This is a genomic window from Mycobacteroides saopaulense (assembly GCF_001456355.1).
GTDB lineage: Bacteria > Actinomycetota > Actinomycetes > Mycobacteriales > Mycobacteriaceae > Mycobacterium > Mycobacterium saopaulense.
The window spans coordinates 3622723-3639764 of record NZ_CP010271.1 but is presented as its reverse complement, the minus strand read 5'-3'; the positions used below and the strand labels follow the sequence as shown (position 1 = coordinate 3639764).

Genomic DNA, 17042 nt, shown 5'->3' with positions numbered 1-17042 from the left:
GGCAAGATGTAACGCTGTCTCTAGCAAGGTGAGGTGACATGACGGTCCAGACCACGGACATCGCCGAGATCGCGGCGGATCCCGTCACGGAACGCATTCTCGATGCCGCGTTGTCCTGCATCACCGAGTTCGGAGTGCGTCGCACGACGCTGGTCGAGATCGCCAAACGTGCCGAGGTCAGCCGTCCGTCGGTGTATCGGCGCTGGCCGGATGTGCGTGCCCTGGTTGCCGAGCTGCTCACGCGGGAGATGGGTTCGATCTTGCCTGCGTCGGGATGCGGACCTGCGCGCGATCGGTTGGTCCAGTCGGTGACCGGTCTGGTTACGCAGGTGCGTGAGCATTCCATTTTCGCGGCGATCCTGCGGTCCGATCCCGAACTGCTCTTGACCTACATCGTGCGGCGATTGGGCACCAGTCAGCGCGCACTCATCGGCTGGACCGCGTTGCTCATCGCCGAAGGGCAGGCCGATGGGTCGATCCGCCCCGGCGCCCCGGAGCAGATGGCCGCGATGGTGTTGCTGATCGGTCAATCGGTGCTGCAATCGGCGCGCATCGTCGCCGACATCCTCTCCCCAGATGAGCTGGTGAACGAATTGGCCACCGCCATCGACGGATATCTCAAGGCTTGACCCGCCCCTTAGGAGAGTTCATGACAACCCAGCTCAACAGCACCCGCCGCGGCGCCGACCTCGCCGCGCTGGCCGGCGGTGCCCCGGTCGATGTCCTGGTCATCGGAGGCGGCATCACCGGAGTGGGCGTGGCGCTCGACGCGGCGAGCCGCGGACTGCGTGTCACTCTGGTTGAGAAGCATGATTTAGCCTTCGGTACAAGCAGGTTCAGCTCGAAGCTGGTGCACGGCGGATTGCGCTATCTCGCATCGGGTCAGATCGGCATCGCCAGGGAGAGTGCGGTCGAGCGTCACATCCTGATGACCCGTACCGCCCCTCATCTCATTCACCCGTTGGCTCAGGTGGTCCCGCTGCATCCCTCGGTGAGCATGTTCAGCCGAACCCTGGTGCGGGCAGGATTCATCGCCGGCGATGGACTGCGCAAGCTCGCGCATACCTCGGCCGATGTGCTGCCGCGATCGCGTGCCATCGAGGCCGGCGAGGTGATTCGACGGGCACCGACAGTGCGGCGCAACGGACTTCGCGGTGGACTCATCGCCTTCGACGGTCAGCTGGTGGACGATGCACGGCTGGTGGTTTCGGTAGCGCGCACGGCGGCGGGTTTGGGCGCCCGGATCCTCACACGGGTCTCTGCCGAACAGGTCACCGGAGAAGGGGCCGTCCTTCGCGATGAACTGACCGGCGATGCCGTCCGGGTACAGGCGGGTTTGGTCATCAATGCCGCCGGAGTATGGGCGGGGCAGGTCGATCGCGATATCAAGTTGCGCCCGAGCCGGGGGACACACCTGGTTTTCCGGGCCCAGAGCTTCGGCGGTCTCACCGCGGCGCTGACGGTTCCGGTGCCCGGCAGCATTAGCCGGTTCGTGTTCGCGCTGCCCGCGATCCACGATCGGGTGTACCTGGGGCTCACCGACGAGCCGGCACCCGGCCCGATTCCCGATGTGGCCGAACCCTCTGCGGCAGAGGAACAATTCCTGCTCGACACCGTCAATACGGTGCTACAGACCTCGCTGTCCGAAGCGGATGTGGTGGGGCGCTTCGCGGGCCTGCGGCCCCTGCTCGACGGCGACGACTCGGCGACCGCGGATCTGTCCCGAAAGCACGCGGTGCGCGTATCGGAGTCCGGAGTCGTCAGTGTGGTCGGCGGCAAGCTGACCACCTATCGAAAAATGGCCCAGGACGCACTGGATGCGGGGCTGGAACGTAGTCCGCTGGCCGCCGGGGAGTGCGTGACACAGAACCTGGCGGTCGTGGACGACTGGTCCGGCGCCGTCGGCACCCCGTTGGTGGACGGCATCGACATCACCCGCGAACAGGCCGAGTTCGCGCTCACCCATGAGGGTGCGCTCGATGCCGACGACATTCTCGATCGGCGCACTCGGATCGGGCTGGTGCCCGCCGACCGGGAGGCGGCCCTGGGGGCGGTGCAGGGCCTGGTCGACTCCTACTTCTCGCAGGTGAACTGAACGACGTCGATCCAGCCCTCACGGAAACCCTGTGCGGATCCGGTCAAGTACTTGATGTACCGGTCGTAGACCTCTTGGGATTGAAGGGAGATCGCTTCGTCCCTGTGGGCGACGAGATTCTCGGTCCAGCAGTCCAGAGTCCGTGCGTAGTGAGGTTGCAGCGACTGATGGCGGGTGATGTGGAAGCCGCCCAATGCGGCGTGCTTGTCCACCATCGGCACGGAAGGTAAACGCCCACCAGGAAATATCTCGGTGCCGATGAAGTAGATGAACCGGACCCGTGACATCAGCAGCGGAATTCCCATGCGTTTCCACTCGTCGGGGTGGTGGCTGACGATGGTGTGCAGCAACATTTTTCCGTCGGCCGGCAGCACGCGGTGAGCCATCGCGAAGAAGCTGTCATACCGTTCGTGCCCGAAGTGCTCGAAGGCGCCGATGCTGACGATTCGGTCGACCGAGCCCTCGAATTCCTCCCAGCCGGCCAGCCGAACCTCGTAGTTGCGCGAACTCTCGGTGGAGTCCAGGAGGGCGTTCACGTAGGCGAACTGGTTCTTGCTGAGCGTCAGGCCGATGACGTTGACGTCGTAGTGCTCAAGGGCCCGTTTCATGGTGGAACCCCAGCCGCAGCCCACGTCCAGCAGCGTCATTCCCGGTTCCAGGTTCAGTTTTCCGAGCGCGAGATCGATCTTGGCCTGCTGGGCTTGTTCCAGCGTCAGGTCCGCGGGCTCGAAATACGCGCAACTGTATGTCCTGCTGGGATCGAGAAACAGGGCGAAGAAGTCATCGGACAGGTCGTAGTGGGCCTGTACGTCCGAGAACTTTGGGGTCAATTTTGGCATGCGGCGGCCTCTCGAGAGAGATTGGCGCGGAGCCCCGAACGGCGCGCGGACGAATATTGGATCTTGATTGTGGCTGTGTGTTCCGTGCAGAGGCTAGAGCACGATTACAGCAGCGACAAGGATTCCGCGGAGAATTAACAAGCGATCTGAACTCGCCAAAATCGTTCCCTAGCGGAGCTAATTAGCGACCCGCGGCTTCGGATTCGGAAGTGTCCTCCGCGGGTTCCGACCGAGCGAAGTTTTCGGTGAGCTTGTTGATGATTCGATTCCACAGCGGTTCGGGCAGGTCGTGCCCCATCCCGTCGATCAGTGCCAGGCGCGCTCCGGGGATGGCCCGAGCGATGGCCCGCGCACCCGAAGGGCGCATCAATTTGTCGGCCTTGCCGTGTAAAACCAGTGCGGGAGAAGTGATTCGGTTGTCAAAGGGTGCCAAGCTGCCGGTGCCCATGATCGCGGCGAACTGTCGTGCAAATCCCCTGGGGTAATAGCTGCGGTCGTAGTACTCGGCGGCATGCAGGTACGACTTCGCTTGCGACTGGCGGTATTTGGGGCTGCCGATGGTTCGGCCGACTTGGACGCTGTTGGCGATGATCTGCTCGCGGGTGGCATCGGCGGGCGGAGGCTTCAGTAATGCCATCAGTTGGCGCGGTCCCGGTGGCGGCAGGAAGGGCTGGTTGTTACTCGACATGATGATGGTGACCGTCGCGGTCCGATCGGGATGTTCGGCGGCGAATACCTGCGCGATCATGCCGCCCATCGAGGCACCCACTATGTGTGCCTTGTCGATGTCGAGATGATCCAATAGGCCGGCGGTGTCGGCGGCCATGTCGACCAGGGTGTAGGCCGTGCCGGTGATCTTCACTCCGGCAAGGAATTTCGCCATGCTCGGCAGCAGTGATCCGCCGCCGGCACGCACCCCGTCCAGTTTCGTGGACAGGCCGCAGTCCCGATTGTCGAACCGGATGACCCGGTGGCCCTGGTCGGCGAGCTGCTGGCAGAACTCGGGACGCCAGAACACCATCTGCGCGCCGATGCCCATGATGAGCAGCACGGCGGGGTCGGCCGGATTACCGAACTCCTCGTAACACAACTCGATATCGCCAACCTTGGCGATGTGGGCCGTCATCTCAGATATCTCCCTCACGGTTGTGCTCACGGCTGATGTCGACGATGAAATTGCCGAAGTATCCCTTGAGTTCCGGGTCCTCCATCATCTGCCAGCGCGGTGCCAACAGTTTCATGTAGCGCTCGACGTACAGGAACTGCTTGCCGATGAGCACCAGCTCGCGCGGCAGCTTGACGTCATACTGCTCGGCGAGTGCGGAAAGCTGCTTGCCGATATCCGAATAGGACATGTCCCCAAGCGATTTCATCGTCAGAGGAGTGGCGAATTCCTGAATGTCACGGGTGCCCTTGTCGGCGTCTCCTGGATTACCGACGGCTCCCAGCAGCACGACGATCTTGCCTGCGGCGCGATGGTCCTTCTTGACCAGGAGCGCGTGGATCAATTCCCGCAACAGCCAACGCGTCCGCGGATCGATGAAGCCGACTATGCCGAAGTCCAGGAACACGATCCGGCCCTCGTCGTCCACCAGTAGGTTGCCCGCATGTAGGTCGCCGTGGAACAGTCCCTGGCGCAGGCCGGATTCGAACACGGAAAACAGCAGCGACTTCACCAGCTCGGTGCCGTCGAATCCCGCCTTGCGAATTGCCGGTGCGTCGTCGATGCGGATGCCGTGCACCCGCTCCATGGTGAGCACCTTGGAGGTCGTGTAGTGCCAGTGCACATCCGGAACCCGGATGTTCTTGCCGAGCGACGAGGTGTGCAGGTGCTCCACCCAGGTTTGCATGGCCTGGCCCTCGGCGAGGAAATCCAGTTCCTCGGAAAGGTTTCCGGAGAAGTCGTCCACCACGTCGCGGGCCGAAAGCATCCGGCCCACCTTGCCGAGCTCCAGGAGCCTGGCGCCGCGCTTCATGATCTGCAGATCCGCCGCGACCCGTCGGCGGATCCCCGGTCGCTGGATCTTGACCACCACCTCCTCGCCGGAATGCAGCGTCGCGTAATGCACCTGGGCGATGGACGCGGACGCGAACGGTTCGGTATCGAAGGACGCGAACAGCTTCTCGGGTTCATCTCCGAGCTCGGAGATGATGAGCTCGCGTACCTGCGCCGGATCGGCGGGCGGAACGCGGTCCAGTAGCCCGCGGAATTCGCGGGACAAGGGCTCGCCGAAGGCGCCCGGGCTGGACGCGATGATCTGGCCGAGCTTGACGTACGTGGGTCCGAGATCGGAGAAGGTCTGCGGGAGCTCGGCGATCAGCTTCTGCTCAAGGCTGCCCTTCTTGGTGAGCTTGCCCAGCACGCGTCCGGCGGTGCGGGCGACCTGCCAGCCGGTGGTGCCCAACCGAGCGGCCTCGGAGAGCAGGGCCACGCGCCCGAGTGGGGCAACCTGACGTCCGCGACCCTCACCCACGCTTCGGCCGGACCGTTCTTGCGCAGTCATGAAATGCAAGTGTGCCGCATCGTGCCCCCGCGGCCCTACTCAGTCCTGCACGCAGCTGTCAAAAGTTGTCAACAACTCACTGGTGACGGGTGCCCACACGGGCTCGGGCAGGTCGTGCCCCATCCCTTCGATCAGGGCAAAACGTGCGTTACGGATGTTCTTGGCCACCACCCGCCCGTTTTGGTACGGCACCAGGGGGTCGTTGCGGCCGTGGATCACGACGGTCGGTGCGGTGATGGCGCGGGTGAAGCGCAGCAGGCTCCCGGTACCCAGAATGGCGTCGAACTGGCGCACCGTGCCGATCTTGTAGTCGCTGCGGGCCCGGTGATCGAGGATGCGTTGCCGCAGCTCCTCACGGGAGGGCAGGTTGTCGGGCCCGTTGTAGACGATGCCGTTGTTCACCTCGAACTCCAGCCACTCCTCGGCGGTGGCGTTCTTGCCCGGGGCGTTCATGGCGGTCCTGATCAGTTCCCAGGACGGCGGCCGTGAGAACGGGCGCCCGGTCGCCGAATAGATGATGCCCACCGAGTTGACCCGCTCGGGGTAGGTACCCGCGAAGACCTGCACGATCATGCCGCCCATCGAGGCTCCCGCGATATGCACCTTGCCGAGACCGAGGTGGTCCACGAGACTGCGGACGTCCTCGGCCATGTCGACCAGGGTGTAGGGGACCTCGCTGCCCCGGCCGAAGGCGTAGCGCACCACCCGGCGCTGCACCGAACCCGGTGCCTTGTGACCGTCCAGCTTCGTCGAGAGTCCACAATCGCGGTTGTCGAACCGGATCACCCGATAGCCGCTGTCGAGGAGCCGTTGGCAGAACCCATCGGGCCACATCGGCAGCTGGGCGGCGACTCCCATCACCAGGATGACGGCAGGATCGTGCGGGTCACCCAGGTCTTCGTAGAACAGCTCGATATCGCCATTGCGTGCGATGCCCGAGCGGGTCGGAACTTCGGAGGACAGCGGCACCATTCCTGGATACCACGGGACTTTCGGGCCGTTTTGGATGATCGCCCTCATCTGCGGTAATCTGACGCAGCTCCACCGAAGACCGTCGGTCACCTCTCGTGAGGTTGAAGGTTCAGGATTCGTCCTGACGGCCCACGCAGGAGGACGAGGTTAGACCGCGGGCCAAAAATCCGTGGATTTTCGCGCCCCGACCTGTCTGCGTCGGGGCGTTCGTCATTTCAATCGAGTTGAAATGCGGAAAGCCTTCTCGACCATCGGTTGCCGGTGTAGCGACCGAAACGAGATGAGGAGGCAATACATGGCCAAGACTGACAAGGTCACCGCCGTTGCCGAGATCACCGAGCAGTTCAAGGATTCAACTGCGACCGTGATCACCGAGTACCGCGGCTTGTCGGTGTCCGCTCTGGCCACCCTGCGCCGCTCCCTCGGAGCTTCCGCCACCTACTCCGTCGCCAAGAACACGCTGGTCAAGCGTGCGGCCGCGGACGCCGGTGTGGAGGGCCTGGACGACCTGTTCGCCGGCCCAACGGCAATCGCGTTCATCAAGGGCGAGCCCGTGGACGCAGCGAAGGCCATCAAGACCTTCGCAAAGGACAACAAGGCACTGATCATCAAGGGCGGCTACATGGATGGCCGCGCTCTGTCAGTCGCCGAGGTTGAGCGCATCGCCGATCTGGAATCGCGCGAGGTGCTGCTGGCCAAGCTGGCCGGCGCGATGAAGGGCAACCTGGCCAAGGCCGCCGGGCTGTTCAACGCCCCGGCGTCCCAGGTTGCACGCCTGGCCGCCGCCCTGCAGGAGAAGAAGGCTGCCGAAGAGTCGGCTGCCTAAGACGCCTGCATCAACCCAAACCTGTTGTAAATCAAGGAAGGAACCAACATCATGGCAAAGCTGAGCACCGAGGAACTGATCGATGCTTTCAAGGAGCTGACGCTGCTTGAGCTGTCCGAGTTCGTCAAGACCTTCGAAGAGGTCTTCGAGGTCACCGCTGCCGCTCCGGTCGCCGTCGCCGCTGTCGGTGGCGCTGCCCCGGCCGCCGAGGCTGCCGAAGAGCAGAGCGAGTTCGACGTCATCCTGGAGAGCGCCGGCGACAAGAAGATCGGCGTCATCAAGGTTGTCCGCGAGATCGTCTCCGGCCTGGGTCTGAAGGAAGCCAAGGATCTGGTCGACGGCGCCCCCAAGCCGCTGCTGGAGAAGGTCGCCAAGGAGGCCGCCGACGACGCCAAGGCCAAGCTCGAGGCCGCCGGCGCCACGGTCACCGTCAAGTAGTTCGCAGCACCTCGATCGGCCCCGTAAGTCTTCGGACTTGCGGGGCCGATTTCGTTGTCGAATGTGCGGAAAATCGACACACTCCGCACACTCGACAACGTGGCTGTCTACGTGCTGGCGGTGGTGGGCTGTCTTCTGCTGCTCCTCGTGGTGCTTCGCGCGCGTCGTCGACGCACCGCGGCGCCGGTCGCGGTGTCGTCTCGGAGACCGGTACCGACCGAGGACGAATTGCGCCGGCGGCTGTTGACGCGCCTCGCGGTCGACATGCGCGTCCCCGCCGCGCGGGCGGCCCGGGCGATGTCGGCATTACGCGACATGACGCCGGAACCGGCGCCGGCTCCCGTCGCTGCCACGACTCGGCCGGACGACGAGGGGGAGGAAATCTCCTGGGCGCCCTAGAGCGACGCCGCCAGCCGGGCGGCCGCCGCGGCGGTTGACCCGCTCACCCGATCAGGGGTATCGCCCAGGGCGACAAGCAGATCCGTGGTCATCGAGCCCAGCACCGGGCCCACCGCCGCGCCGTCCTCGCCCCAGAAGCCGGCGAGCTCCAGCATGACGAACCCGTGCATGATGGTCCAGAATTTGGCGGCGGTCGCGGCGACCTTCGCAGCATCGTCGGGGGAGCCGTCGATCCGGCCGGCGGCCATCGCGCGTTGTACGCAGCGGAACAGGTAAGCCGCGCTGGGGTGCTCCGGCGTGACGTGCGTGGTGTCGAACATATTCTTGCGGGGTGCGTTGACACCGTGTGCACTGGTCACGCCGAACATCAGCCGATACATGTGCGGGCTGTCGATGGCGAACTGGCGGTAGGCCATTCCTGTCATCATGAGGTCGGCGATCACATCGTCGGTCTGTGCGACTACCGCCTGCGCGTCGGCGAATTGGCGCAGCCCCTCCTCGGCAACCTCCGCGATCAGCTCGCGCATTCCGCCGAAGTAGGTATAGACCGCCATCGTGGAGGTGCCGGCCGCCGCGGCGATCTTGCGCGTCTGCAGCGCGTCGGGGCCTTGCTCGTTGAGGAGTTGTACGGCTGCGGTGACAAGGTCGATCCGGGGATTGCGGACGGCGGTCCGGTCGTTTCCCTGGCTATTTCTCGGCGCAGATGAACTCATGGTCTTGCCATGTTCGCACAACGGGAGTAGGTTCACCATAACGTCGTAATAACAGTGTTATGCCAGCCAGCCCCGGAGGACGCCATGACTGCCACAGCTCAGCCGACCACCAACGCGAGTCCATATCTGACCGGGATCTGGGAACCGGTCCAGCAGGAGGTGGACAGCGTCGACCTTCAGGTGACCGGAACGCTGCCCGAGCACCTCGATGGCAGGTATCTGCGTAACGGCCCCAACCCGGCGGCCGAGGTGGACCCTGCCGCATACCACCTCTTCAGCGGCGATGCGATGGTGCACGGACTATCGCTGCGCGACGGTAAGGCGCAGTGGTATCGCAATCGCTGGGTACGCACCCCGTCGGTGAGCAAGGCGCTTGGCGAGGTGCACCCCGCCGCCATCAGCACGAGTGCGGGCATGGGCGTCATCGGGCCGAACACCAACGTGCTCGACCATGCCGGACGCACGCTCGCTCTGGTTGAAGGCGGCATCGCCAACTACGAACTCACCGAGGACCTCGACACCGTCGGCACCTGTGATTTCGACGGCACCCTGCCCGGTGGGTATACGGCGCACCCGCACACCGACCCCGATACCGGTGAAATGCATGCCGTCTCATACTCTTTCGCTCGCGGAAGTTCGGTCCAATACTCAGTTATCGATACCAACGGCCGCGCCCGGCGGACCGTGGACATCCAGGTGCACGGGTCGCCGATGATGCACGACTTCACCCTCACCGAGAAGTACGTCGTTTTTTACGATCTGCCGGTCACGCTCGACATGTCGATGATCAGCCAGTCCGTGCCTGTGCCACGGCTACTGCGCAAGCCCGCCCAGATCGTCATGAACTCACTCATCGGAAAGGTGAAGATACCCGGGCCCATCGCGGCGAAGGCCAGCCAATACTCCGGGAAGTCCCCGTCCATTCCGTATTCCTGGAACACCAAGTACCCGGCGAGGATTGGGGTGATGCCGCGTGAGGGCGACGACCCCTCTCGGCAGGCACCCGTGCGGTGGTTCCAGATCGACCCGTGTTATGTCTTTCACCCGCTCAACGGTTACTCCGAAACGCGCAACGGCTCAGAGGTAATCGTGATCGACCTGGTGCGGTACGACTCGATGTTCTCTCACGATGTGCTTGGCCCCAGCGATGCCAAGGGTCAGCTGGATCGCTGGACGATCGATCTGGCCAAGGGCACGGTGCACATGGAGCGCAAGGACGACCGGCAACTTGAATTCCCGCGCATCAACGAGGCTTTGACAGGCAAGAAGCATCGCTACGGGTATCTGCCGGATGTCGAGAACTTCTTCAGCGCCGGTGAAGCGGCCGGAGGCAGCATCGTCAAGTACGACTACGAGACCGGGTCCAGTGTCTCGAGCCGACTGGACCCCGCCATCGTGCTGGGGGAGGTGTCGTTCGTGCCGAACCCCACGGCGGCCACGGAGGACGACGGCGTGCTGATGGGTTTCGCGGTCGACCGCCGATCCGACGAGGGGCAGCTGCTGCTCCTGGATGCGGGCTCGCTGGATCTGATGGCCACGGTGCATCTGCCGCAGCGCGTTCCGGCCGGGTTCCACGGCAACTGGGCCCCCCGCTGAGGCCATGGCCGACGGCCTACGCGCACACGGTTCATCCATGAACGGCCCACTGCCCGACTCCCTGCGTTATACCGACGGGCAGTACGTCTTTGAGCGCATGCCCGGATTGGACACGACCGCGGCTCCGCTGGCACAGCGACGTCGGTTCGCCGGCGCGCTGCATGCGATACACCGCCCGTGGTTTGCGGTCCGGGTACCTCGTGGCGTCGGGATACTGACCACCGTCGGAAGGAAGTCGGGGAGCCCACGCGTCACCTATGTCAAGGCCGTGCGTGACGGGGACAGGGTGTACCTGGCCGCGATCACTGGTCGGCACACCCTGTGGGTCAAGAACATTCAGGCCAATCCACAGGTGCGGATTGGCCTGACCGGCGGAACGTATGCGGGAGAGGCTCGGCCGATCGCCCCGGGCGATCCGGTGTACGAGGCGGCTCACGAGCGGTTCTGCGGTGTCGTCCATCTCTTCGACTACGTCGAGAACATGTTTCACCGCAAGGGTTTGCCGTCGCGGCGCAAGATCATCGAATTGCATCGCGCCTGGTTCGAAGGTGGGACGCCGCTCGTCGTGGAACTCGGCAGTCGAGCGTGACACTGAGGAAAGCGTCGCTGAAACCGGCTGACGGCGTCACACTCGTGACATGGAGATCACTTCAGCCATCAGTGCCATCCTCGGGGCATTCGGGCTCTCGGGTGCCGCCGGGCTGAATGCCTGGCTGCCGCTGCTGGCGGTGGGCGCCGCCGATCGGTTCGGGTGGATCGAGCTCGGCCCGTCGTACGGCTGGCTGTCCTCCACCCCGGCGCTCATCGTGCTCGCGGTCGTCTTCGTGCTCGACCTCATCGGAGACAAGATTCCGGCCCTGGACTCCGTCCTGCATGCGGTGGGTACCTTCATCGCGCCGGCGTCGGGGGCGATTCTGTTCACCGCGGAGACAAGTCTCTCGTCGCATCTGCCGCCGGCCGTGGCGGCGATTCTGGGGGCCATTACTGCGGGCAGTGTGCATGCCAGCCGGACCGTCGCACGCCCCTTCGTGACCGGAACCACTGCCGGCGTGGGAAACCCGGTGGTCTCGACCGCCGAGGACGGCACCTCGCTGGTGTTGACGATTCTCGCGTTGGCCGTGCCGCTTCTCGCATTCGTCGTGGTGCTGGTGCTTTTGGTCGGGCTCGGATGGCTGATCTACCGGGCGATTCGATGGGCGCGCGGTAGGCGTCAAACCGGCGCGGCCAGCCCGTAGGTTGCCCCGGTGATAACCGCTATCGCAGGACGAATGTGGCTGGGGCCCATAGAGTGAGCTGACGAGAGAAATGAAGGTGACATGAATCTGGCCGTACGGCACGTAGTTATCGCGTGCGCCGCACTGTTCGTGGCGAGGTTGACCATGCTGGACCACGGTCTAGCGGCGGTGTGGGGAGTGGACCGGGGTGACGACGCCCTCGGCTCGATCGAATGGGCGACCGTCGCGGGCGACGTGGTGGCAGTGGTGACATTGCTTGTGTTCGCCCGTTTGGGAAATCACATCCGGCCGACGACCTTCCTGGCCGCCGGACTGGTGATCCTTGGCCTGTCGACGGCCGGATCGTTGATCCCGGGCTCGGCGACCTTGCTCGCCTGGGTGATGCTGGTTTCCGCGCTGGGGGCGGGTCTGACCATGGTGGCTTCGATGCTGATCGTCCTGCATTCCACACCCAGACGTGGCCGCGGGCTATCCCTGGGATTCTGGGTAGCCATGTACCCGTTGGCCATGTTGGCGGGCGAGGTTCTGGACATCAACTCGCCACAGAACTGGCGTCCGATCACCTATGGGATCCTCGCGGCGACCGTGGTGGTGCTGATTGTGGTTCTCACGCAGCCACACCGCGAGTTCGTCGGCACATTCGACACCTTCGACCTCGTCGGCGCGCTGCTGTGGCTGGTCGGGGTGTCCGCGCTGGCTTGGCTGCTGATCGACGAGTCCTCTCCGGTGCGTGCGGTGATCCTCGGAATCATTGCCCTGGTGGCCTTTGGTGCGCTCTTCGCGCAGACCCGGCGCAGGGGCTCGGCCGCGTTGATCGCCGCGGAGGTCCTGACCCGTCCGGTCGTGCTGGCCGCGCTCTTGGCGATCACCGTGCTGACCTTCCTGGTGCGGTTCGCGGACTTCGACCACGCGGCGATGTGGTGGGCGATCGACCGTGAGCTGGCGCCTTCGGATACCCCGCCAATAGCACTTTTCGCCGCCGGATTGGTCTTGGCGCCGGTGGCCGGGTACCTGATCGATGCCGGAAAGCGCACGCTCGTGGCGGTGCTTGGCGTTGTCTTGCTGGTGGCCGGAGTCGCCGCGACCGTGGTCGAACTGCACTCCGCCCACACGGAGAATGGATTGCTCCTGGGCCTGCTGCTCTCCGGGGCCGGCATCTCGACGCTGGCGGTCTATCTGTTCTACGCGGTGTTCCATGGGGTGTCACCCGTGCAGCTGACCGTGGTCGGGGGTCTGGCGGTCACCGCATCCGCACTGGGGGCGGTCCTCGGCGAGTTCGTCAGGCAGCGCGCCCAGGTGGACCTGCTGACCGGGTACGGCCTGGCACACCCGACTGTCTTCGCCGACATCGTCGGGCTGATCGTCGTGCTGATCGCACTGCTGGCCGGGGCGCTGCTCATCGTGGAGCGACGGCGCAGTGGTTCGGCCGATAGGGAGTCCGCCGACGCGTAGGTGTGCGGGAGATAGCGGGAGCCTCGGTGCAAGCCGGGTGACACCGCGCCCTACTAATTGCGTAGTGGCTGGTTATCACAGTTAGCCGGTCCTTGGCCGCGGTCTGGACACAAACGCGATGCAGCTCTTGGGCATGCGCTAAAGTGATCCGAACCACAGCCTGGCCGGGTTGGTGGTGAAGTGTGCGTGTTGCGGAAGGATCGCCTGGTGGGTGCAGAAGTCTCCGTCGAGGGTTTGACCAAGTCCTTTGGTTCACAACGAATCTGGGAGAACGTCACGCTGTCCCTGCCGCCGGGTGAGGTCAGTGTGCTGCTGGGGCCGTCGGGTACCGGTAAGTCGGTGTTTCTGAAGTCGCTGATCGGTCTGCTGCGCCCGGAGCAGGGCGCCATCTACATCGACGGCACGAACATTATGGAGTGCTCTTCCAAGGAGCTGTACGAGATCCGCAAGCTGTTCGGCGTGATGTTTCAGGACGGCGCGCTGTTCGGTTCGATGAACCTGTATGACAACACCGCCTTCCCCTTGCGTGAGCACACCAAGAAGAAGGAATCCGAGATCCGTGACATCGTCATGCAGAAGCTTGACGTGGTGGGTCTGACCGGCCACGAGACCAAGTTCCCCGGTGAGATCTCCGGCGGTATGCGCAAGCGTGCCGGTCTGGCCCGCTCGCTGGTGCTGGATCCGCAGATCATCCTTTGTGACGAGCCCGACTCCGGTCTGGACCCGGTCCGTACCGCCTACCTGAGCCAGCTGCTCATCGACATCAACGCGCAGATCGACGCCACGATCCTGATCGTGACGCACAACATCAACATCGCCCGTACCGTCCCGGACAACATGGGCATGCTCTACCGCCGCAACCTGGTCATGTTCGGTCCGCGCGAGGTCCTGCTGACCAGCGACGAGCCGGTGATCAAGCAGTTCCTCAACGGCCGTCGTATCGGTCCGATCGGTATGTCCGAGGAAAAGGACGAGGCCACCATGGCCGAGGAGCAGGCGCACCTGGACGCGGGGCACCACGACGGTGGTGTCGAGGAGATCGAGGGTGTGCCCCCGCAGATTCAGGCCACCCCGGGCATGCCCGAGCGCAAGGCAGTCGGCCGCCGTCAGGCGCGCGTGCGCGAGATCATGCACCAGCTGCCGCCGAACGCCCAGGCCGCGATTCAGGACAGCTTCGCCGGGACGCACCAGTACCGCGTGCACGACTTCGGCGACGAGCCCACCGGCGTGACCACCGCCACGTTGGCGCCGCCGCACGCCGAGGAGCCCACGCAGAGCATCGACGCCAGTGACGACGACGCTCCGACGGGTCAGATCCCGCCCGTACGGGGGTAGTGGCGCACCCCTGAACAAATCAGGGGTTGATATTTGCGAACGTGCGTTATCTGATAGGGGTCAGCCCTGTGGACGCGCGTGAAAGCGGTGCCGACTATGACAGTCGAAACGAAGACAACGTTCTGTCGTATCTGTGAACCGCTGTGCGGCATGATCGCCACGGTCGAGGACGGCAAGCTGCTCTCGCTGCGTCCCGACAAGGAGAACCCGGCGTCATCGGGGTTCTCCTGTCAGAAGGGGATTGCGTTCGCCGATGTGCACAACGATCCCGACCGGCTGATCACCCCCATGCGACGCACACCCTCCGGGGAGTTCGAGCCGGTCGACTGGGATACCGCGATGGCCGATATCGCCGAGCGCGTGCGCGCTATCCACCGGGCGCACGGATCCGGCGCCTTGGGCTGGTACTTCGGCAACCCGGGGGCGTTCAGCTATTCGCATGTGCTCTGGTTGTTGATGCTGAGCCTGGGATTCGGCTCCCGGCTGCATCTGTTCACGGCGGGTTCGCAGGACATCAACAGCCGATTTGTCGCCAGTCAGCTGCTCTATGGGAACTCGGTGACCATGCCGATTCCGGACATCCCACGCACCGACCTGTTGGTGGTCATCGGGGCCAATCCCGTCGTATCCCACGGCTCCGGGGTGACCATCCCGCGAATACGCGATCACATGAAGGCGGTGGTCAAGCGTGGGGGAAGGGTGCTGGTGATCGATCCCCGCCGCACAGAAACCGCGGCGGACTTCGAATGGCTTGGCATTGCCCCCGACGGCGACGCTTTCCTACTGTTGTCGCTGCTGCAGGTGATGTTCGAGGAAGGGCTCATCGACAGGGCCCGGTTGGCCGAGCAGGCCAGCGGCGCCGCCTGGCTCGAGCAGCTGGCAAGGCCGTTCACGCCAGAATCGACGCAGGAGCACACCGGCATCGATCCCGGTGCGGTCCGGCAGTTGGCCCGCGATCTCGTCGTCGCCGACCGCTCCGTGGTGTACGGCAGGGTGGGCACGTGCCTCGGCCAAAATGGAACGCTCACAACGTATCTGCTCGATGTCGTGAACCTGGCCGCGGGAAACCTGGGCCGTGCGGGTGGCTCGATGTTCGGATCGCTGGGCATGCCGGGTGAGCGATTCGCCATGAAGGCGGTCGGCGCCCTGCTGGGCTCGGTGTACCGCCGCCGCCGCTCTCGTATCGGCGGTTTCCCCTCGGTATTGGCCTCGGAACCGGCGGGGATCATGGCCAAGGAGATCACCACCCCGGGCCGGGGCCAGATCCGGGCGCTGTTCGTGGGAGCGGGAAACCCGGTGCTCTCGGTGCCCAACGGCAACGAGTTGGAGGCCGCGTTCGCGCAGCTGGACTTGATGGTGGGTATTGACCTCTACGTCAACGAGACGTTGGCGCACTGTGACTACGTGTTGCCGGCCACGACCATGTACGAGCGCGACGATTTCATGATCCCCTTCGCGATGCTGCGGCCCGCGCCTTTCCGGCAGGTAACCGAGGCGGTGACGGCTCCCGCGGGGCAGGCGCGCCAGGAATGGCAGATCATCGACGACCTCACCAGCAGGCTCGGCGACCTCACGCCGGGCCTGCGGCTCATCGAGGGCGTGCGCAGAACGCTGGCCGTGTTCGGTTCGCGGCTGCAGCCCCGGCTCTTCGTGGACGCGCTGATCAGGTTGTCCGAGGGAGGCGACCGATTCCGGCTGCGTCGCCGGGGCCTGACCTTCGATCGGCTCAGCCATGAGTATCCGCACGGCAAGGTCCTCGCCGAACACTTGCCGGAGGTGCCGCTGTCGCATTCGGTGTCGTATCTCAATGGGCGGGTTCGACTGCAACACAAGGATATTGAGACCGAGGTCGCCTCACTGGTCGCGCGGACACACGATCCGCGGTTCCCTATGCGCCTGATCGGTATGCGGGAGGCCCGTTCGGAGAATTCCTGGATGCACAACGTGCCGATGCTGATGCGGGGCGGGCGAGTGCAACGTGCCCTCATCCATGCCTATGACGCCGACCGGCTCGGTGTGGCGACCGATGACCTGCTGACCATCACCTCCGCGCAGGGCGAGATCGAGGTGCCGGCTCAGGTGAGCAAGGACATCCTTCCGGGGGTTGTCGCCGTGCCGCACGGCTGGGGGCACCGTCGCCGCGCCGGATGGAACACCGCCAACGCAAACCCGGGTGCCAACGTCAACCTGCTGATGTCCAGCGAGCCCGACGACCTGGAGGCGCTGGCCGGGATGGCGCGCCTGAACGGGGTGCCTGTCCGCATCCAGCGAGCATGACCGGCGCACGGGGCAGCGCATTCATATTGCCGAGCGCATACCGGGCGCAGGTCATTGCGGCCATTCGCCTGCGCCTGGTGTGCACTCGGTGCTGCGGAGAAAGAAACACCGAAAATACTGGCGCTATCTCTTGACGGGCGGCGTGTGACGAGTCACTCTGTTTGGCAGCACGGACAGTGCGGACAGCGGCACGGCAACAAGCGGGGCGCCTAGCCAGTGCTGATCCGCAGAATTGACCGGGCAGTTGAAGGCTGCGCGATAGTACGCTATCGTTAGACGTTGCGCTGGCTGCCTCCTGCCCACCTTCCCTCGCCGTTGACGGTGTGGTTTTTGTCGTGTGTGTTTGGTCGTTTGCTTGCGC

General features: G+C 64.5%; 16 protein-coding genes. 11 read left to right on the top strand and 5 right to left on the bottom strand.

Annotation, left to right across the window (positions count from 1 at the left end; all coding sequences use genetic code 11):
* The first annotated feature begins 38 nt into the window (after positions 1 to 38).
* On the top strand, positions 39 to 629 hold the full coding sequence (locus MYCSP_RS18215; RefSeq protein WP_088414610.1) for a TetR/AcrR family transcriptional regulator: 591 nt from the start codon (positions 39 to 41) through the stop codon (positions 627 to 629).
* A 20-nt stretch (positions 630 to 649) separates the two neighbouring features.
* The gene (locus MYCSP_RS18210) at positions 650 to 2095 is read left to right on the top strand and encodes a glycerol-3-phosphate dehydrogenase/oxidase (protein ID WP_088414607.1); all 1446 of its coding nucleotides are present in this window, start codon (positions 650 to 652) and stop codon (positions 2093 to 2095) included.
* On the opposite strand, the gene MYCSP_RS18205 is transcribed toward MYCSP_RS18210, so the two are convergent.
* The 4 genes from MYCSP_RS18205 to MYCSP_RS18190 all read right to left on the bottom strand — a co-directional run bounded on the left by MYCSP_RS18205 (position 2074) and on the right by MYCSP_RS18190 (position 6410).
* Positions 2074 to 2934 (bottom strand): cyclopropane mycolic acid synthase family methyltransferase, encoded by an 861-nt coding sequence (locus tag MYCSP_RS18205; protein WP_088414605.1) that lies wholly within the window; start codon positions 2932 to 2934, stop codon positions 2074 to 2076. The genes MYCSP_RS18210 and MYCSP_RS18205 overlap by 22 nt on opposite strands.
* Positions 2935 to 3115: 181 nt before the next feature.
* Positions 3116 to 4060, bottom strand: coding sequence for an alpha/beta fold hydrolase (locus MYCSP_RS18200; RefSeq protein WP_162266260.1), 945 nt, complete (start codon positions 4058 to 4060; stop codon positions 3116 to 3118).
* A gap of 1 nt (position 4061) precedes the next feature.
* The gene (locus tag MYCSP_RS18195; RefSeq protein WP_083013474.1) at positions 4062 to 5366 is read right to left on the bottom strand and encodes an ABC1 kinase family protein; all 1305 of its coding nucleotides are present in this window, start codon (positions 5364 to 5366) and stop codon (positions 4062 to 4064) included.
* A 111-nt stretch (positions 5367 to 5477) separates the two neighbouring features.
* Positions 5478 to 6410, bottom strand: a complete 933-nt coding sequence (locus MYCSP_RS18190; RefSeq protein ID WP_088414598.1) for an alpha/beta fold hydrolase — start codon at positions 6408 to 6410, stop codon at positions 5478 to 5480.
* Between the two features lie 295 nt (positions 6411 to 6705).
* Between MYCSP_RS18190 and rplJ the strand changes: the two genes are divergently transcribed.
* The 3 genes from rplJ to MYCSP_RS18175 all read left to right on the top strand — a co-directional run bounded on the left by rplJ (position 6706) and on the right by MYCSP_RS18175 (position 8073).
* Positions 6706 to 7236: a 50S ribosomal protein L10 gene (rplJ, locus tag MYCSP_RS18185; protein ID WP_070909347.1), complete on the top strand. Its 531-nt coding sequence runs from the start codon at positions 6706 to 6708 to the stop codon at positions 7234 to 7236.
* Positions 7237 to 7287: 51 nt separating this feature from the next.
* Complete coding sequence (rplL, locus tag MYCSP_RS18180) at positions 7288 to 7674, top strand: 50S ribosomal protein L7/L12 (protein ID WP_070909348.1); 387 nt, start codon at positions 7288 to 7290, stop codon at positions 7672 to 7674.
* 99 nt (positions 7675 to 7773) lie between these two features.
* On the top strand, positions 7774 to 8073 hold the full coding sequence (locus tag MYCSP_RS18175; RefSeq protein WP_131822110.1) for a hypothetical protein: 300 nt from the start codon (positions 7774 to 7776) through the stop codon (positions 8071 to 8073).
* On the opposite strand, the gene MYCSP_RS18170 is transcribed toward MYCSP_RS18175, so the two are convergent.
* Positions 8070 to 8825, bottom strand: a complete 756-nt coding sequence (locus MYCSP_RS18170) for a TetR/AcrR family transcriptional regulator (protein WP_083013476.1) — start codon at positions 8823 to 8825, stop codon at positions 8070 to 8072. The two genes, MYCSP_RS18175 and MYCSP_RS18170, sit on opposite strands and share 4 nt — an antisense overlap.
* 45 nt (positions 8826 to 8870) lie before the next feature.
* Between MYCSP_RS18170 and MYCSP_RS18165 the strand changes: the two genes are divergently transcribed.
* The 6 genes from MYCSP_RS18165 (at position 8871) to MYCSP_RS18140 (ending at position 16681) form a co-directional block, all read left to right on the top strand.
* Positions 8871 to 10382 carry a carotenoid oxygenase family protein gene (locus MYCSP_RS18165; RefSeq protein ID WP_083013477.1) on the top strand — a complete coding sequence of 504 codons (1512 nt, stop codon included), beginning with the start codon at positions 8871 to 8873 and terminating at the stop codon, positions 10380 to 10382.
* A gap of 37 nt (positions 10383 to 10419) precedes the next feature.
* Positions 10420 to 10971 (top strand): nitroreductase family deazaflavin-dependent oxidoreductase, encoded by a 552-nt coding sequence (locus tag MYCSP_RS18160; protein ID WP_157886199.1) that lies wholly within the window; start codon positions 10420 to 10422, stop codon positions 10969 to 10971.
* Positions 10972 to 11020: 49 nt separating this feature from the next.
* Positions 11021 to 11617 (top strand): DUF4126 domain-containing protein, encoded by a 597-nt coding sequence (locus MYCSP_RS18155; protein ID WP_088414594.1) that lies wholly within the window; start codon positions 11021 to 11023, stop codon positions 11615 to 11617.
* Positions 11618 to 11698: 81 nt separating this feature from the next.
* Positions 11699 to 13069 (top strand): MFS transporter, encoded by a 1371-nt coding sequence (locus MYCSP_RS18150; RefSeq protein ID WP_088414592.1) that lies wholly within the window; start codon positions 11699 to 11701, stop codon positions 13067 to 13069.
* Positions 13070 to 13276: 207 nt separating this feature from the next.
* A complete protein-coding gene (locus MYCSP_RS18145) occupies positions 13277 to 14404 on the top strand; it encodes an ABC transporter ATP-binding protein (protein ID WP_070910015.1) in 1128 nt (375 codons plus the stop codon).
* Positions 14405 to 14500: 96 nt separating this feature from the next.
* Positions 14501 to 16681, top strand: a complete 2181-nt coding sequence (locus MYCSP_RS18140; RefSeq protein WP_088414590.1) for a molybdopterin-containing oxidoreductase family protein — start codon at positions 14501 to 14503, stop codon at positions 16679 to 16681.
* Positions 16682 to 17042 lie beyond the last annotated feature (361 nt).

Coding starts and splice junctions, on each gene's coding strand:
- MYCSP_RS18215 (WP_088414610.1), top strand. CDS start 39: ATGACGGTCCAGACCACGGACATCGCCGAGATCGCGGCGGATCCCGTC.
- MYCSP_RS18210 (WP_088414607.1), top strand. CDS start 650: ATGACAACCCAGCTCAACAGCACCCGCCGCGGCGCCGACCTCGCCGCG.
- MYCSP_RS18205 (WP_088414605.1), bottom strand. CDS start 2,934: ATGCCAAAATTGACCCCAAAGTTCTCGGACGTACAGGCCCACTACGAC.
- MYCSP_RS18200 (WP_162266260.1), bottom strand. CDS start 4,060: ATGACGGCCCACATCGCCAAGGTTGGCGATATCGAGTTGTGTTACGAG.
- MYCSP_RS18190 (WP_088414598.1), bottom strand. CDS start 6,410: ATGGTGCCGCTGTCCTCCGAAGTTCCGACCCGCTCGGGCATCGCACGC.
- rplJ (WP_070909347.1), top strand. CDS start 6,706: ATGGCCAAGACTGACAAGGTCACCGCCGTTGCCGAGATCACCGAGCAG.
- rplL (WP_070909348.1), top strand. CDS start 7,288: ATGGCAAAGCTGAGCACCGAGGAACTGATCGATGCTTTCAAGGAGCTG.
- MYCSP_RS18170 (WP_083013476.1), bottom strand. CDS start 8,825: ATGGTGAACCTACTCCCGTTGTGCGAACATGGCAAGACCATGAGTTCA.
- MYCSP_RS18165 (WP_083013477.1), top strand. CDS start 8,871: ATGACTGCCACAGCTCAGCCGACCACCAACGCGAGTCCATATCTGACC.
- MYCSP_RS18160 (WP_157886199.1), top strand. CDS start 10,420: ATGAACGGCCCACTGCCCGACTCCCTGCGTTATACCGACGGGCAGTAC.
- MYCSP_RS18155 (WP_088414594.1), top strand. CDS start 11,021: ATGGAGATCACTTCAGCCATCAGTGCCATCCTCGGGGCATTCGGGCTC.
- MYCSP_RS18150 (WP_088414592.1), top strand. CDS start 11,699: ATGAATCTGGCCGTACGGCACGTAGTTATCGCGTGCGCCGCACTGTTC.
- MYCSP_RS18140 (WP_088414590.1), top strand. CDS start 14,501: ATGACAGTCGAAACGAAGACAACGTTCTGTCGTATCTGTGAACCGCTG.